The sequence below is a fragment of the Methanofollis liminatans DSM 4140 genome (genome assembly GCF_000275865.1).
Classification (GTDB): Archaea; Halobacteriota; Methanomicrobia; order Methanomicrobiales; family Methanofollaceae; genus Methanofollis; species Methanofollis liminatans.
This window is the reverse complement of the sequence record NZ_CM001555.1, coordinates 1,086,709-1,099,943: the sequence shown is the minus strand read 5'-3', so window position 1 is coordinate 1,099,943 and position 13,235 is coordinate 1,086,709. Positions and strand designations below refer to the sequence as shown.

Below are 13,235 nucleotides of genomic sequence, written 5' to 3'. Positions count from 1 at the left end.
ATGCGCTCGGGTATCGTGCTGGTGGGAGGGGAGGCGCGCCGTGCAGGCGGGATGGAGAAGTACTTCTTCGAGATCTGCGGCCGCACCTTCATCGACCGCCTCCTCGAGACGCTGCGCGGTGCCGTCGACGAGATCATCATCGTCGCCAGAGACGAGGAGCAGTGCCGCCGGTTCGACCCCTACCCGTATGTCCGCTGCATCCCTGACATGCGGCGGGGGATCGGGCCGATCGGCGGCCTCCACGCCGGGTGTCTCGCCGCACAGGGCGAGGCCGTCTTCGTCGTCGCCTGCGATATGCCCTGCATCAACGGACAGGTGATCGAGACGCTCTTCGAGGGGCTGGGCGACCGCGACGCCGTCATCCCGTGCTGGGACGGGGATATGTACGAGCCCCTCCACGCCGTCTACCGCCGCGCCGCCCTGATCGAATACCTGCAGGAGCACGAGTCCCTCTCCCTGCGGGCGATGATCAGGAACCTCGATGCCCGTTTCGTCTCAGTCGAGACCTTCAGGACCTTCGACCCGGATCTTCTCACCTTCACGAACATCAACCATGTCGGCGACCTGGAGCGGGTCAGGGAGGTGCTGGAGGGGAGTTGCGGGGAAAAAAAGGACGAAAAATCGCTTTGAATACGTTCTGGCGCCCTTCTCTCTGCCAGGACTCGCCTTTCTCCCATGCCGACGGCCACGGGTCATGGGAGGGCGCACACACTCTTTTCAGGCTCTCGCATCTCTGAGGGGCATGATGAAGGCGACGAATGGTTCTGGCTGAGGGAAAAAAGATTATTTCCAGGAGAACAACGGAAACATCGGCTGGAGGGGATCGTTCTCTTCGAGCGACGAGAGTTTGTACGAGCGGCCGAATTTTTTGTCCTCGCTGTCCTTGTAGGTGACGACTGCCTTGACCTCCTCGATCATGGCGGGGAGATGATAGGCATACTCTTCGTCGACGCCGAGGGTCCTGACATCGAACTCGATGTTCATCGGGACAAGGGCGACGTGGATCTGATGCGCCGGGCCGCTCCCGGTATTTTTGATCACGACGGACTTGGCGTCCTCTGCAAGACGACAATCGAGGTCTGGCAGGTTTTTCGTGTCGTTCATGATATGAAGGGACATGGCGATCGTCGCCAGGACGATGAAGATCGACACACCCATGAATACCTGGCCGATGACGGCGACGCCGCCGCCTATTATGACGCCGGCCGCAAGAATGGCGATATGGAGCCGTTCCATACTGATGAATTGGTGTCCAACGATATAATAGGATAAGAAACGGCTCTGATGGATGGGGGCGCCGGCACCATTCTGACCGGCGGAACAGAAATACCTGCGATGCAATATACTAATCGGATCCCCCAATCAATAGAGTAGAGGAGATCCGGCGCCTCGCCGACGTGCATGCGGCGTGACGGTGCACCACGAGAAAGAAGGGATACATCCATGCTTGAATTGAAGTTCATTCGCGCAAACCCCGAGATCGTCCGGGCAGACCTTCTCAAGAGGGGATATACGGAAAAAGTCGCCTGGGTTGACGACCTGCTGGAGAAGGACCAGAAAAGCCGGGAGATCACGATTGAGGTCGACCGGCTGAGAAACCGGCGCAATGTTATCGGCCGCGAGATCAACGAGACCAGAAAGGCGGGCGGAGATATCGCCGGGCTTCTAAAGGAGGCCGCCGCAATTCCGGGCGAGATCAAGGAGGCCGAGGCCGAACTCCAGGCGATCACCGAGCGGGTGCACTACTATCTGATGCGCCTCCCCAATATCCTCCACGAGAGCGTGCCGGTGGGTAAAGACGACACCGAGAATGTCGAGGTGAAGCGGTGGGGCGAGCCGAAGGTTCCACCCTTCGAACTCAGGAACCACGGCGAACTCGCCGCCGAGCAGGGCTGGGCCGACTTCGAGCGCGCCGCCAAGGTCTCGGGCTCGGGGTTCTACTACCTGAAGGGCCGGCTTGTGCTCCTCGACATGGCGCTTCAGCGCTTTGCCCTGGACCTGCTGGTAGGGCGCGGCTACACCCCGCTCTCGCCGCCGTACATGATGAACAGGGCGGCGTACGAGGGCGTCACCGACCTCGCCGATTTCGAGGACGTGATGTACAAGATCGACGGCGAGGACGCCTACCTGATCGCCACGAGCGAGCACCCGATGGCCGCCATGTACAAGGACGAGATCTTCGAGGAGAAGGACCTCCCCTTGAAGTTCGCCGGGATCAGCCCGTGCTTCAGGAAGGAGATCGGGTCCCACGGCATCGACACGAAGGGGCTCTTCCGCGTCCACCAGTTCAACAAGATCGAGCAGTTCATCTTCTGCCGGCCCGAGGAGTCCTGGGCCTTCCACGAGGAACTGCTGGCGAACGCCGAGGCGATCTTCCAGGGCCTCGGCCTGCCCTATCATGTGGTGAACATCTGCACCGGCGATATCGGGACGGTGGCGGCGAAGAAGTACGATATCGAGGTCTGGATGCCGCGCGAGAATATGTACCGCGAGGCGGTTTCGTGCTCGAACTGCACCTCGTACCAGGCGGTCAGGCTGAACATCAAGGTGCGCGATCCCGCCGAGTTCAAGGAGAAGCAGTACGTGCACACCCTCAACAGCACCGCCATCGCCACGTCCCGGGCGATCCGGGCGATCCTGGAGAACAACCAGCAGGAGGACGGCTCGGTCGTCATCCCCGAGGCGCTCAGGCCGTATATGTACGGGGCCGAGACGCTGTAAGGAGAGACGGCTCTTATTTTTTTGAGGGCGCCGGGAGCAGCACCCGCACCTCTCCCTTCAACACCCGGGCGCTCCTCTCGTTCAGGGTTATCCTGCTGCCGCGCTGTTCCAGGTAGCCCTGCCTGATCAGGTCCAGAACCCAGAGCCTGTACTGTTTTCTGCTCTGGTCCGCGCCCGTCCCATAGGCAGGAAGGAGATCAAGATGCCTCTCCCTCGCGCGTGCATTTTTCGATCCCTGCAGGACGTCGGCGACGAGGTCAATTCCGGCGTTCTTCTGCACCTGCTCCACGCATCCAAGGATCGCCCGTGCGTATGCGGTGCCGTCGATCGTCTCCCCCTGCCCTTCGCAGGTGTCGCACATGCCGCAGGTCTCAGGGGCGTGCGCCTCCCCGAAGTAGTTGAGCAGGTACTTGCGCCTGCACACGGTCGTCTCGCAGTAGCCGATCATCTCATCCAGTTTGCGGACCGCGATGCGGGCCTGACGGCTGTCAGGGGTGTCGCGTTCGATCATGGACCGCACCGCCCCGTACTCGCCGGGGCTGTAGAGGAGGAGGCACTCGCTGTCCAGGCCGTCCCGCCCGGCGCGGCCGGTCTCCTGGTAATAGGACTCGAGGTTCTTCGGGAGGTCGTAGTGGACGACATAGCGGACATCAGGTTTGTCGATGCCCATGCCGAAGGCGACGGTGGCGCAGACTGTCTGGACGCGGCCTGAGAGAAAGTCGTCCTGGACCCTCTCCCTGACCGCCGTCGGGAGGCCGGCATGGTAGGCGGCGGCGCTGTAGCCGTATTTCCTGAGGTCGCGGGCGAGGTCTTCGGCCGTTTTCTTGCTGGAGCAGTAGACGATCCCTGACTCTTTCCGGTGCCGGTTGATGCAGGCGAGGAGCAGGGCCATGGGTTTTTCCTTCGGGACGACGGCGTACCTGAGGTTTGGGCGGTCGAAGGTGCCGACGAACTCGCCGGGATCGGAGAGCCCGAGGTGCTGGGCGATATCGGCCCTGACCTCGGGGATGGCGGTGGCCGTCAGGGCCACGATCGGGACGTCCGGGAAGTACCTCTTCAGCCCGGAGAGCTGGCGGTATTCGGGCCTGAAGGTGTGGCCCCATGCCGATATGCAGTGCGCCTCGTCAATGGCGATGAGGCGGACCGGGAACTGGACGAGGTATGTGAGGAGGCCGGGCTGCATGCACTTTTCCGGCGAGAGAAAGAGGAGCCTGAGGGCGTTGTCCTCGAGCTGCCTCTCTATCTCCTCCCTCTCCCGGTGCGTAAGGGCGCCGGTGCAGGCGGCGGCCGATATCCCCCGCAGGTTCAGGTCGTCGACCTGGTCTTTCATCAGGGAGAGGAGGGGGGAGACGACCAGGGTGAGGCCGCCGAGGCAGAGTGCCGGCACCTGGTAGCAGAGGGATTTTCCGCTCCCGGTCGCCAGGATCGCCACCGTGTCCCGGCCTTCGAGAACCGATGCGATGATCTCCCGCTGGTGCGGGCGAAAAGAGGTGTAGCCCCAGTATTTTTTCAGGAGGTCGTCGATGGAGGGCATGAGGGGGTTCTCTTCAAGAGTGGGGGCAGAGGGATGTTGAAGGTTCGGGTGGGGGACGGGTTGGTGAACTCCCATCTTTTCAGAAACCATTCGATACCTTTTTCCAGATACGAAATAGAGTGCCATTCCATGATCCGCTGGCTCGCCACCTCCACCCGTGAGAATGCAGACGTCGTAATGCGAAAGGAGGTCTGGGGCGTCCCAAAGAAGGACCTCAACCAGATCAACAGGATCAGGCCGGGCGACACGCTGCTCCTCTATGTCGGGCATGAGGTGATCGATCAGGACATCACCCTTCCCCCCGCGATCCTCGGGTGCTTCGAGATCGTCTCCAGCGTCTACGAGGACACAGACCCGATCTTCACCGCCCCCAGGAAACTCGGAAACGAGGTTTTTCCGCTACGGTTCAGACTGAGGACGATCGCGATCTTCGAGCCCCCGGTGGAGTTTCGGCCCCTCATCCGCGACCTGAGGTTCATCACGGAAAAAACGCAGTGGCCAGAGCATATCGGGGGACAGTCGATGCGGGCGATCAACGAGGAGGACCATGCATTTATCATGAGAGCGGCAAGGACGCCGCGGGACTGATCCGCGTCAATCAATCCTGCGAGATCGAGGGGGCACCTCGCCCCAGAAACCCACTCTGCTGCCTCCACCCCGAAACGCATTTCCGGCAACACGAGGGTGAGCCACCGCATCCCGGCGGTCGGGCACCACGGAGAGGGACTCTTACAGCATCGGCCACCTCCTTTCACCGATTTCCAGCGCCTTACGGCGGTGGACGTCATTAAACGGAGAAATATCTGGCATTATATAGTGGTTTAAGCCCAACTATGGCGTTAGATCCTGGTCGCTTGCATCATTCCGGAGATCGCACACACCCACACCCGAACAGATACCGGGGGCTGTGTGTGATCTGCTGTACTTTAGTATAGAGAGAGACGCGTCTCTCTATCTGTACGGGCACTGCACAAACCAGAACCGTTCCCGGCTATTTCTCAATCGTGTCCGGTGCCGAAAAACTGCGGAAAACCTGCTGAAATGGTGTAAGGATCGTCGTCCCGGAGAGATCGCCACAGCACCGCATAAACGAAACGTCAAACAAAAGAGAATCACACAAATGAAATCTCGAAAAGAAGATGGGCCCGATGAGGCTCGAACTCATGACCTCCCGGTTATCAGCCGGGTGCACCACCGACTATGCTACGGGCCCTAATACACTCGTATTAGTGCCTGTAAATGTTGTACCGTCCCTGATTTAAAGGTTGCGCCAGAAACCCCGCTCTGGGGCCGTCCGGGAACGGCATCCTTAAAGAGCACGCAGGAGCAAATAGCACTGGGACGCATTCCATGGCAAAACGATATCTTCTTGGGAACGAGGCAATCGCGCACGCCTGCATCGAAGCCGGCGTCGATTTTGCGAGCGGCTATCCTGGAACCCCCTCCTCCGAGGTGATCGACACCCTCAGGGCGCAGCGCGAGCGGGAGTTCTACATCGAGTGGTCGGTGAACGAAAAAGTGGCATATGAGAACGCCCTCGCCGCATCATGGTGCGGCCTGCGGTCGATCGTCACGATGAAACACGTCGGCCTCAACGTCGCCGCCGACCCCCTGCTGACGAGCGCATATACGGGCGTGGAAGGGGGTTTTGTCGTCCTCTCGGCCGACGACCCCTATGCCCACTCCTCCCAGAACGAGCAGGACACCCGCCGCTACGCCCACTTCGCAAAGATCCCCTGCATGAACCCCTCCTCGGTGCAGGAGGCCCACGACATGATGCTCGACGCCTTCGCCCTCTCCGAAGAGGTGGGGCTGCCGGTGATCTTCAGGCCGACGACCCGGATTTGCCACTCCAAAGGAGACATCGACCTCGGCGAGGTGAGCGGCGAGCACCGCGCCGGCGCCTTCGTCAAAGACCCGCGCCAGTACGTCGTCATCCCGGCCCATACCCGCGTCCTCCATAAAATCCTGAACGAAAAGCAGCCGATGGTCAGGAAGGCCGTCATGAACCTCGGCTACAACACCGCCGAGGTGCGCGGCGATATGGCCGTCGTCGCCAGCGGGATCGCCGCCTCCTATGTGCAGGAGGTGATCCCGGACGACGTCTCCTTCATGAAGATCGGGTGCTTCCCGATCGACGGTGACTGGATGCAGGCGTTCGTGCAGCAGCACCGCGTCGTCCTCGTCGTCGAAGAAGGTGCGCCGATCGTCGAAGAGCGGCTCAGGCAGCTCGCCTGCGGCGTCGAGGTCTTCGGCCAGATGAACGGCGCCGTCCCCAAAGAGGGCGAGTTCTCCCCGGCCACGGTCGCCGCCTCGATGGTGAAGGCCGGCATCCTCCCCGCCTCCCCCTTCGAGAGCCCTGCGCCGGCCGCCGGCCTCCCGCCGCGCCCGCCGATCCTCTGCGCAGGCTGCGCCCACCGCGCCATGTTCTACGCGATAAAGCGGGTCTTCCCTGACGGCATCTTCCCCTCTGACATCGGGTGCTACACTCTCGGCCTCCAGCTCGGCACGGTGGACACCACCATCTGCATGGGCGCCTCGGTCACGGTCGGGAGCGGGATCGCCCACTCGGGTGAGACGCACCCGGTCGTCGCCACCATCGGCGACTCGACCTTCCTCCACACCGGGATCCAGGGGCTGCTCAATGCCGTGTACAACGGCGCCGAGATGACTCTCGTCATCCTGGACAACCGGATCACCGCCATGACCGGCCACCAGCCCAACCCCTGCACCGGCGAGACCGCAAGGGGCGAACCGAGCGTCCCGATCTCCCTCGAGGGGATCTGCCGGGCCTGCGGTGCCTCGTTCGTCGAGACCGTCGACCCCTACGACCTCACCGGCACACTCCAGACCCTCAAGGCGGCAAAGGCGAGGAGCGGCACAAAGGTGATCATCGCCAAACAGGCCTGCGTCATCACCGCCCGGCGGAGCGGGGTCAGGCGCGGCCGCTACACCGTCGACCCCGAGGCCTGCACCGCCTGCGGCGCCTGCCTGCGTTTCGGGTGCCCGGCGATCGGCCGCGACGCCGACGAAAAGGCGTCGATCACTGACCTCTGCAGCGGATGCGGGGTGTGCACCGAGATCTGCCCGTCGGGCGCGATCGTAAAGGAGGGACGGAAATGAGCAGTTTTGACGTGCTGATCGTCGGGATCGGCGGACAGGGGACCATACTTGCATCGAACGTCATCGGCGAGGCATGCCTGGTCGAGGGGATCGCAGTCCGCGGCGTGGAGACCCACGGCATGGCCCAGCGCGGCGGATCGGTCGAGAGCCACGTCCGGATCGGCGGGGTCCACGGCCCCCTGATCCCGCCGGGCCGGGCCGACCTGATGATCGCCCTCGATCTCCTCGAGGGGGTGCGCTACCTGCACTACCTGAAGACGGGCGGCTCGATCGTCGCAAACGACCAGACCGTCGTCCCGACCCCGGTTTACACCCAGAAACTCCCGATGCCGGCGAGGGAGGAACTCCTCGGATCCCTCGGGGAGAAGGGCCTCTTCCTCATCGACGCCGCCGCCCTCGCCGCGGAGGCCGGCAACCCGATCGTGCAGAACGTGGTGATGCTCGGCGCCGCATCCCGGTACCTCCCGCTGAAAGAATCATCCCTGAAAGAGGCGGTCGCCCGCTCGGTGCCGGCGAAAACCCTCGACCTCAACCTGAAGGCCTTCGACCTCGGCAGAAACGCCGTACGGTCCGAATAACCCCATTTTCCGCGGCATCTTTATAGGATGGAGGGCGACTGATCGGTATGACCGTCCTCCAGAACGTCTCCACCTGGGACGCCGACGAGATCGTCGCCCTGTACCGGGCCGGCGGGTGGTGGAAGGAAGAGTGGACGCCTGAGGGGATCGCCCCCCTGGTCGCCGGGAGCTTCTGCTTCATCGTCGCAACCGAGGGCGAACGAGCGGTCGGCATGGGGCGTGCGATCTCTGACGGGTGCTCTGACGCCTACCTGCAGGACATCGTTGTCCTCCCGGCGTGCCGGGGGAGGGGCATCGGCGCCGCCATCCTGGAGGCGCTCGTCGCCTTCTGCAGGGAGCGGGGGCTGACCTGGATCGGACTGATCGCACAGCCCGGCACCATCCCCTTCTACGAGCGCGAGGGTTTTGCCGTCATGGAGGGACACATCCCGATGTTATTAGAGGAATACCATGCTCACGATCGATGATTTTTCCCCGGTCACGCTTGAAGACCGGGATTTTTTTCTGGACCTCTTAAGGAGATATCCACAGCAGCACTCGGACATGAGTTTTACGACGATGGCCTGCTGGAACCATTATGCGAACTACGCCTGGGCCCGCCTCGGCGAGGGTGTCGTGATCATGAGCGTCATCGAGGGGGAGCGGACCTTCAGGGGGCCGATCGGGCCGCGCGACCCCGCCGCCCTCGAAGAGACGCTCGACCTTGCCGTCAGGGAAGGGTGCCCCGCTCCCTATTATGTCTTCGACGAGGAGACCCTCGCATGGGTGCGCTCCCTCTATCCGGGGCTGCCCTTCAGGTCAGACCGGGACTTCGCCGATTACGTCTATCTCTCCTCAGACCTCGACAATCTCCCCGGCAAGCAGTACCTCACCATCCGCCGGCACCTCAACCGGTTCAGGCGGGAGTGCAACCCGGTCGTCGAAGAGATCGGCCCCGGCGACCTGGAGGAGGTGAGCGAGTTCCTCGCAAAGTGGTGCGAATGGCGGCACTGCGAGGAGTCGCCGGTGCTTGCCCGCGAGAAGGAGGCCGTCCTCTATGCGATGGAGCACTTCGCCGCCCTCGGGCTCTCCGGGCTGATGATCAGGGCTGAGGGAACGATCAGGGGGATCAGCATCTACGACGCCCTCAACGACGATGTCGCCCTGATCCACTTCGAAAAAGGGCTTCCCGAGTGCGACGGGGTGTACAGAGCGGCGAACCAGGAGGCGGCGCACCGGCTTGCGGCCGACTATATCTACATCAACCGCGAGTCAGACGTCGGCGTGCCCGGCTTGCGGGAGGCGAAGCTCCGCTACCACCCCCACCATATGGCAAAGGTATATATTGCGCAAAAAGAGGATTTGGAGAAGAGAAACGAAGGAAGGCAGATCAATGGTTGAAAACGTGAATAATCGGATCCTTGTCGCCTATGCGAGCCGCTACGGCTCGACGAAGGAGATCGCTGAGGCGATCGGTCGGACGCTCGAAGAGCAGGGGTATGCAGTCGACTGCATGAATGTCATGGACGTCTCTGAGGTCTCGCCCTATGCGGCCGTCGTCGCCGGCAGCCCGATCTATATGGGCAAATGGCTCGTCGAGGCAGTGGACTTCATCAAGATGTTCAGGATGGACCTGATGAAGCGCCCCCTTGCCGTCTTCGCCGTCGGCTACTCGATGAAAGAAGAGAGCGACATGATCAGGCGGTCGGCCCGCGCCTCGATGGCCGAGGTGCTGATCTACGTGAACCCGCAGGCCGAAGGGCTGTTTGCCGGGAAGTTCGTGACAGAAGGGATGAGCGAGGCCGATCTTCAGGTGATGAAGATGGCCGGGGCCGTGCCCGGCGACGCCCGGAACTGGAGCGTGATCAACGGATGGGCGAGAGCGCTCCCCGCGATCCTCTTCACCGTGACCGAGTGATGGGATCCTCGCCCCCTGTATGCGGGTGGCCACGACTCCTCTATCAAACACCGCTCAGACGATCCGGGACGACGGGCTGCACTGAGATGTAGCGGGCGCGTCTGGACAAACATTGGTCCATCCCTATGCCGGTGCCGGGGGGCTCGCCGCCCCCCCGACCACCCCGGCACTTCCATCCATCATTTTTCATCCAGCAGATGCTCCGCCCGACCGTTCCCGAATATCCAGGGCAATCGCATGCGGGGGTCAGGGGGTGCAACCCCCGGTCAGAGGCGAACTTCGCCATTCGGCCCTCTCTCCTCTGCGGGAAAAGAGTTTTTCCGCCGGGACGATCCCTATCACCCGTCCTCGGCGCTCACCGCAACCGCGGCCCGGGCCCGCCGGGCACGGCGCACCGCAGGATCGCGGCGAAGAGCAGGGTGCCTGCGATCCCGACGATCCCGCCGACATAGAAGACCCATTCGATGGCGATGAGGTCCATGATAACGCCGCCGAGGAGGGGGGCGAGGATCATCCCGGCCGACATCGCCATGTTGTAGATGCCCATCGCCGACCCCATGCCGTGGTCTTTCCCGGCGATCACGGTCATCGCCATGATCGACGGCTGCTGAATGGCGCTGCCGATCCCGATGACGGCGGTGATCGCCAGCAGTATCGTAAACGAGCCCGAATGGGGGAGGGCGATCAGGGCGGCCGACGAGACCGCCGAGCCGAGGAGGATGAGCAGTATCTGGTTCATCCGGTCGGCGAGGTCGCCGAAGGGCGCCTGCAGGAGGGCGATCAGAAAGATGTTCACGGTGAGGAGGATGCCGGTCTCCGAGGGGGATACGCCGACATGAGGGGCGTAGAGCGGGAGAAAGACCATCAGCCCGCCCCGTCCGGCGGCGTTGAAGAGTGTGAAGGCGAGGACGCCGACGACGGCCGGGGTGCGGAGAAGAGAGCGGAGTGGTGCGCCCTTCGTTCCGGCCGGCAGCGCCGGGCCGTTCCTCCCCTTCGGGAGGAAGACGAGGATGATGAGAAATGCGATCCCGGTGAACACGGCCATCGTGATGAAGGCCGAGGAGAAGCCGAAGGTGTCGTTGAGCACGCCGCCGAGGAAGGGGCCTGATCCCATGCCGAGGAAGAGAGAGATCTGGAACCGGCCCATCAGCCCGCCTTCATGTCCGCTCTTTGCCATGTCGCCGACATAGGCCATGGCGATAGGGACGACCATCGCCGAGGCGGCCCCGTGGAGGAAGCGGACGATCGTGAGGGAGAGGATGTCAGGGGCCCATATATAGCCGAGGGAGAGCACGGTATAGGCGAGGAGACCGACGGCGATGAATGGTTTTCTGCCGTGGCGGTCAGAGAGGTTGCCGACGATCGGCATGAACACCGCACGGGAGAAGGCAAAGGAGGAGAAGATCACCCCCATCCAGATCCCGGTCGCCCCCAGGTTTTCCGCGTAGATCGGGAGGAGGGGAGCGACGATCCCGAGGCCGAGCATCGCTGCAAAGACCGAGACGAAGAGGATCGTAAAGAGCCGCCGGTGTGCGTCCATAGAAGTACCTCCCCTTCAGGGGATTTTCGTGGAAGTGTTTGGTCAGATACTCAAAGAAATTGCTGGATTCCACAGGTGACGCGGTGGAAACGAAAACTGCAATCCGGACGATTGAGAGATCAGGAAAGGGTGAGAGAATCCCTCACTCCCCGCTCTTCTCGTCCTTCTTCTCCGGGTGAAGCGGCGGAAAATGGACCCGGCTCCCGGTTGCGTCGCGGGTATATTTCCCGAACTCGGTCTCCAGCAGGTCGATGCCGGTGAAGACCGGGCCGTCCCGGCAGACCCGCAGCCCGCGCGGGTCCATCGAGCACGAACCGCAGATGCCGAGGCCGCATTTCATATAGCGGTGAAGAGAGAACTGGCCGCGTTCTGCCAAAACGGCCTTGTTCAGCCGTTCGAGCACCTTCACCATCATGATCTCAGGGCCACAGACGCAGATATGATCGTAGTCGGCAAGGTCGATCTCGTCCATCAGGTCGGTGACAAAACCATGCCGCCCGGCCGTCCCGTCGTCGGTGGCGATGCGCAGGCTGCAGGCCGACGCGATCACCGGGGCGAAGAGGAGTTCGTCTTTCGTGCGGGCGCCAAGCAGGAAGGTGCTCACCTCTCCGGCCGTGACCAGGTGGAGGAGGGGAGCGACCCCGACCCCGCCGCCGATGGCGAGGGTGCGCCCGCTCACCGCAAAACCGTTGCCGAGCGGCCCCCTGATCCCGAGTTTGTCCCCGACAGCCAGTTTGAACATCGCCGCCGTGGCGTCGCCGACCCGCTGGACGGTGATCGAGTACTCCGAAGAGAGGGCCATCGGGATCTCGTCGACCCCGGGCACCCATACCATCACGAACTGCCCGGGAGAGGAGGGGATGGCGGGATCGAAGTAGAAGGTCCTGATGGACGGCGTCTCCTCAACGATCGCCTTGATCGTCACCGGGACCGGCATCGTGGGCAGGTCAGTCATGGGCCACCCCCACGATGCTGGCCGGATCGGCGCCGTCCTTTGCATAGAGTTTCTGTGCGATCCCGTCGAAGACCCGGACGTCGTCCATCACCGCCGTACCGATCTCCACCGCCTGCGCACCGGCCATCATCATCTCGATCACGTCCTCTGCGGTTGAGACGCCGCCGCACCCGATCACCGGGATCGTGCACGCCGCATACAGATCCCAGACGCATTTCACCGCAATCGGAAAGATCGCCTTCCCCGAGAGCCCGCCGGTCCGGTTGCCGAGCACCGGCCGCCGCATTGCCGTGGAGATGCGCATGCCCCTCACCGTGTTGATCGCCACGATCGCACTCGCCCCCCCTTTCTCGGCGGCGAGGCCGATGGTGGTGATATCGGTCACGTTCGGGGTGAGTTTCACCCAGACCGGGACGCCGTACGACGCCACCGCCCGCGTGCACTCGAGCACGGTCTCGGGATCGGTGCCGATCGCCGCCCCGTATCCTGCGGCGTGCGGGCAGCTGACATTCAGTTCAAAGGCCTTCGCATGCTCTGCAAACCATCCGGCCACTTCCTTGAACTCCTCCGGGTCCTTGCCGAAGATGCTTACGATCACCGGTTCGCCCTCCAGGGGGGCGAGCTCCTCGACAAAGTTCTTCGAAGGGTTGGGCAGGCCCATCGCATTGAGAACGCCACACTCCGTCCTGATCAGGCAGGGGCCGTGGTGGCCGGCGTTCGGCTCCGGGCCGATGGACTTCGTGACCACACCGCCGGCCCCCAGTTTCAGGAGCCGCTGGAGCGAAGCGCCGGTCGTCCCGAGCACCCCGGCCGCAAGGAGAAGGTGGTTGCGCAGGGTCACCCCGCCAACGTCGATATCGCCAGGCTGAAGGGTTATCATCCAGAAG

General features: G+C 62.9%; 13 protein-coding genes and 1 tRNA gene. 8 read left to right on the top strand and 6 right to left on the bottom strand.

Translation table 11 applies throughout. From position 1 onward, the window contains the following. A complete protein-coding gene (gene mobA, locus METLI_RS05655) occupies positions 1-630 on the top strand; it encodes a molybdenum cofactor guanylyltransferase (protein WP_004038775.1) in 630 nt (209 codons plus the stop codon). A gap of 153 nt (positions 631-783) precedes the next feature. Here mobA and METLI_RS05650 read toward each other — a convergent pair whose 3' ends face one another. Beyond that, entirely contained in the window at positions 784-1,236 is a 453-nt protein-coding gene (locus METLI_RS05650) for a hypothetical protein (protein WP_004038773.1), read from the bottom strand. A 207-nt stretch (positions 1,237-1,443) separates the two neighbouring features. Here METLI_RS05650 and serS point away from each other — a divergent pair, with 207 nt between their 5' ends. Further along, positions 1,444-2,721: a serine--tRNA ligase gene (serS, locus tag METLI_RS05645; RefSeq protein WP_004038771.1), complete on the top strand. Its 1,278-nt coding sequence runs from the start codon at positions 1,444-1,446 to the stop codon at positions 2,719-2,721. A gap of 13 nt (positions 2,722-2,734) precedes the next feature. On the opposite strand, the gene METLI_RS05640 is transcribed toward serS, so the two are convergent. Then, positions 2,735-4,255, bottom strand: a complete 1,521-nt coding sequence (locus METLI_RS05640) for a RecQ family ATP-dependent DNA helicase (RefSeq protein WP_004038769.1) — start codon at positions 4,253-4,255, stop codon at positions 2,735-2,737. 129 nt (positions 4,256-4,384) lie between these two features. Between METLI_RS05640 and METLI_RS05635 the strand changes: the two genes are divergently transcribed. Beyond that, positions 4,385-4,843, top strand: coding sequence for an EVE domain-containing protein (locus METLI_RS05635; RefSeq protein WP_004038767.1), 459 nt, complete (start codon positions 4,385-4,387; stop codon positions 4,841-4,843). 552 nt (positions 4,844-5,395) lie between these two features. Here the strand turns inward: METLI_RS05635 and METLI_RS05630 are convergent. After that, a tRNA-Ile gene (locus tag METLI_RS05630) sits at positions 5,396-5,468 on the bottom strand. 137 nt (positions 5,469-5,605) lie between these two features. Here METLI_RS05630 and iorA point away from each other — a divergent pair. Genes iorA through METLI_RS05605 form a run of 5 tightly spaced genes read left to right on the top strand, consistent with a single transcriptional unit; the run spans position 5,606 to position 9,853 of the window. After that, a complete protein-coding gene (gene iorA, locus METLI_RS05625; protein ID WP_004038765.1) occupies positions 5,606-7,378 on the top strand; it encodes an indolepyruvate ferredoxin oxidoreductase subunit alpha in 1,773 nt (590 codons plus the stop codon). Then, on the top strand, positions 7,375-7,956 hold the full coding sequence (gene iorB / locus METLI_RS05620; RefSeq protein ID WP_004038763.1) for an indolepyruvate ferredoxin oxidoreductase subunit beta: 582 nt from the start codon (positions 7,375-7,377) through the stop codon (positions 7,954-7,956). Before iorA ends, iorB begins: the two co-directional genes overlap by 4 nt. Before the next feature lie 47 nt (positions 7,957-8,003). Further along, on the top strand, positions 8,004-8,423 hold the full coding sequence (locus METLI_RS05615; RefSeq protein WP_004038761.1) for a GNAT family N-acetyltransferase: 420 nt from the start codon (positions 8,004-8,006) through the stop codon (positions 8,421-8,423). Further along, positions 8,407-9,336, top strand: coding sequence for a DUF2156 domain-containing protein (locus METLI_RS05610; protein WP_004038759.1), 930 nt, complete (start codon positions 8,407-8,409; stop codon positions 9,334-9,336). Before METLI_RS05615 ends, METLI_RS05610 begins: the two co-directional genes overlap by 17 nt. Then, a complete protein-coding gene (locus METLI_RS05605; protein WP_004038757.1) occupies positions 9,329-9,853 on the top strand; it encodes a flavodoxin domain-containing protein in 525 nt (174 codons plus the stop codon). The genes METLI_RS05610 and METLI_RS05605 overlap by 8 nt, the downstream gene beginning before the upstream one ends. A 355-nt stretch (positions 9,854-10,208) precedes the next feature. On the opposite strand, the gene METLI_RS05600 is transcribed toward METLI_RS05605, so the two are convergent. The 3 genes from METLI_RS05600 to METLI_RS05590 form a co-directional block, all read right to left on the bottom strand. Then, entirely contained in the window at positions 10,209-11,393 is a 1,185-nt protein-coding gene (locus tag METLI_RS05600) for an MFS transporter (RefSeq protein ID WP_004038753.1), read from the bottom strand. A gap of 142 nt (positions 11,394-11,535) precedes the next feature. Continuing rightward, complete coding sequence (locus tag METLI_RS05595) at positions 11,536-12,348, bottom strand: dihydroorotate dehydrogenase electron transfer subunit (protein WP_004038751.1); 813 nt, start codon at positions 12,346-12,348, stop codon at positions 11,536-11,538. Then, positions 12,341-13,228 carry a dihydroorotate dehydrogenase gene (locus tag METLI_RS05590; RefSeq protein WP_004038749.1) on the bottom strand — a complete coding sequence of 296 codons (888 nt, stop codon included), beginning with the start codon at positions 13,226-13,228 and terminating at the stop codon, positions 12,341-12,343. Before METLI_RS05590 ends, METLI_RS05595 begins: the two co-directional genes overlap by 8 nt. Positions 13,229-13,235: the final 7 nt, after the last annotated feature.

Excerpts from the sequence above, each read along its gene's own strand:
- mobA (WP_004038775.1), top strand. The coding sequence starts at position 1 with ATGCGCTCGGGTATCGTGCTGGTGGGAGGGGAGGCGCGCCGTGCAGGC.
- METLI_RS05650 (WP_004038773.1), bottom strand. The coding sequence starts at position 1,236 with ATGGAACGGCTCCATATCGCCATTCTTGCGGCCGGCGTCATAATAGGC.
- serS (WP_004038771.1), top strand. The coding sequence starts at position 1,444 with ATGCTTGAATTGAAGTTCATTCGCGCAAACCCCGAGATCGTCCGGGCA.
- METLI_RS05640 (WP_004038769.1), bottom strand. The coding sequence starts at position 4,255 with ATGCCCTCCATCGACGACCTCCTGAAAAAATACTGGGGCTACACCTCT.
- METLI_RS05635 (WP_004038767.1), top strand. The coding sequence starts at position 4,385 with ATGATCCGCTGGCTCGCCACCTCCACCCGTGAGAATGCAGACGTCGTA.
- iorA (WP_004038765.1), top strand. The coding sequence starts at position 5,606 with ATGGCAAAACGATATCTTCTTGGGAACGAGGCAATCGCGCACGCCTGC.
- iorB (WP_004038763.1), top strand. The coding sequence starts at position 7,375 with ATGAGCAGTTTTGACGTGCTGATCGTCGGGATCGGCGGACAGGGGACC.
- METLI_RS05615 (WP_004038761.1), top strand. The coding sequence starts at position 8,004 with ATGACCGTCCTCCAGAACGTCTCCACCTGGGACGCCGACGAGATCGTC.
- METLI_RS05610 (WP_004038759.1), top strand. The coding sequence starts at position 8,407 with ATGCTCACGATCGATGATTTTTCCCCGGTCACGCTTGAAGACCGGGAT.
- METLI_RS05605 (WP_004038757.1), top strand. The coding sequence starts at position 9,329 with ATGGTTGAAAACGTGAATAATCGGATCCTTGTCGCCTATGCGAGCCGC.
- METLI_RS05600 (WP_004038753.1), bottom strand. The coding sequence starts at position 11,393 with ATGGACGCACACCGGCGGCTCTTTACGATCCTCTTCGTCTCGGTCTTT.
- METLI_RS05595 (WP_004038751.1), bottom strand. The coding sequence starts at position 12,348 with ATGACTGACCTGCCCACGATGCCGGTCCCGGTGACGATCAAGGCGATC.
- METLI_RS05590 (WP_004038749.1), bottom strand. The coding sequence starts at position 13,228 with ATGATAACCCTTCAGCCTGGCGATATCGACGTTGGCGGGGTGACCCTG.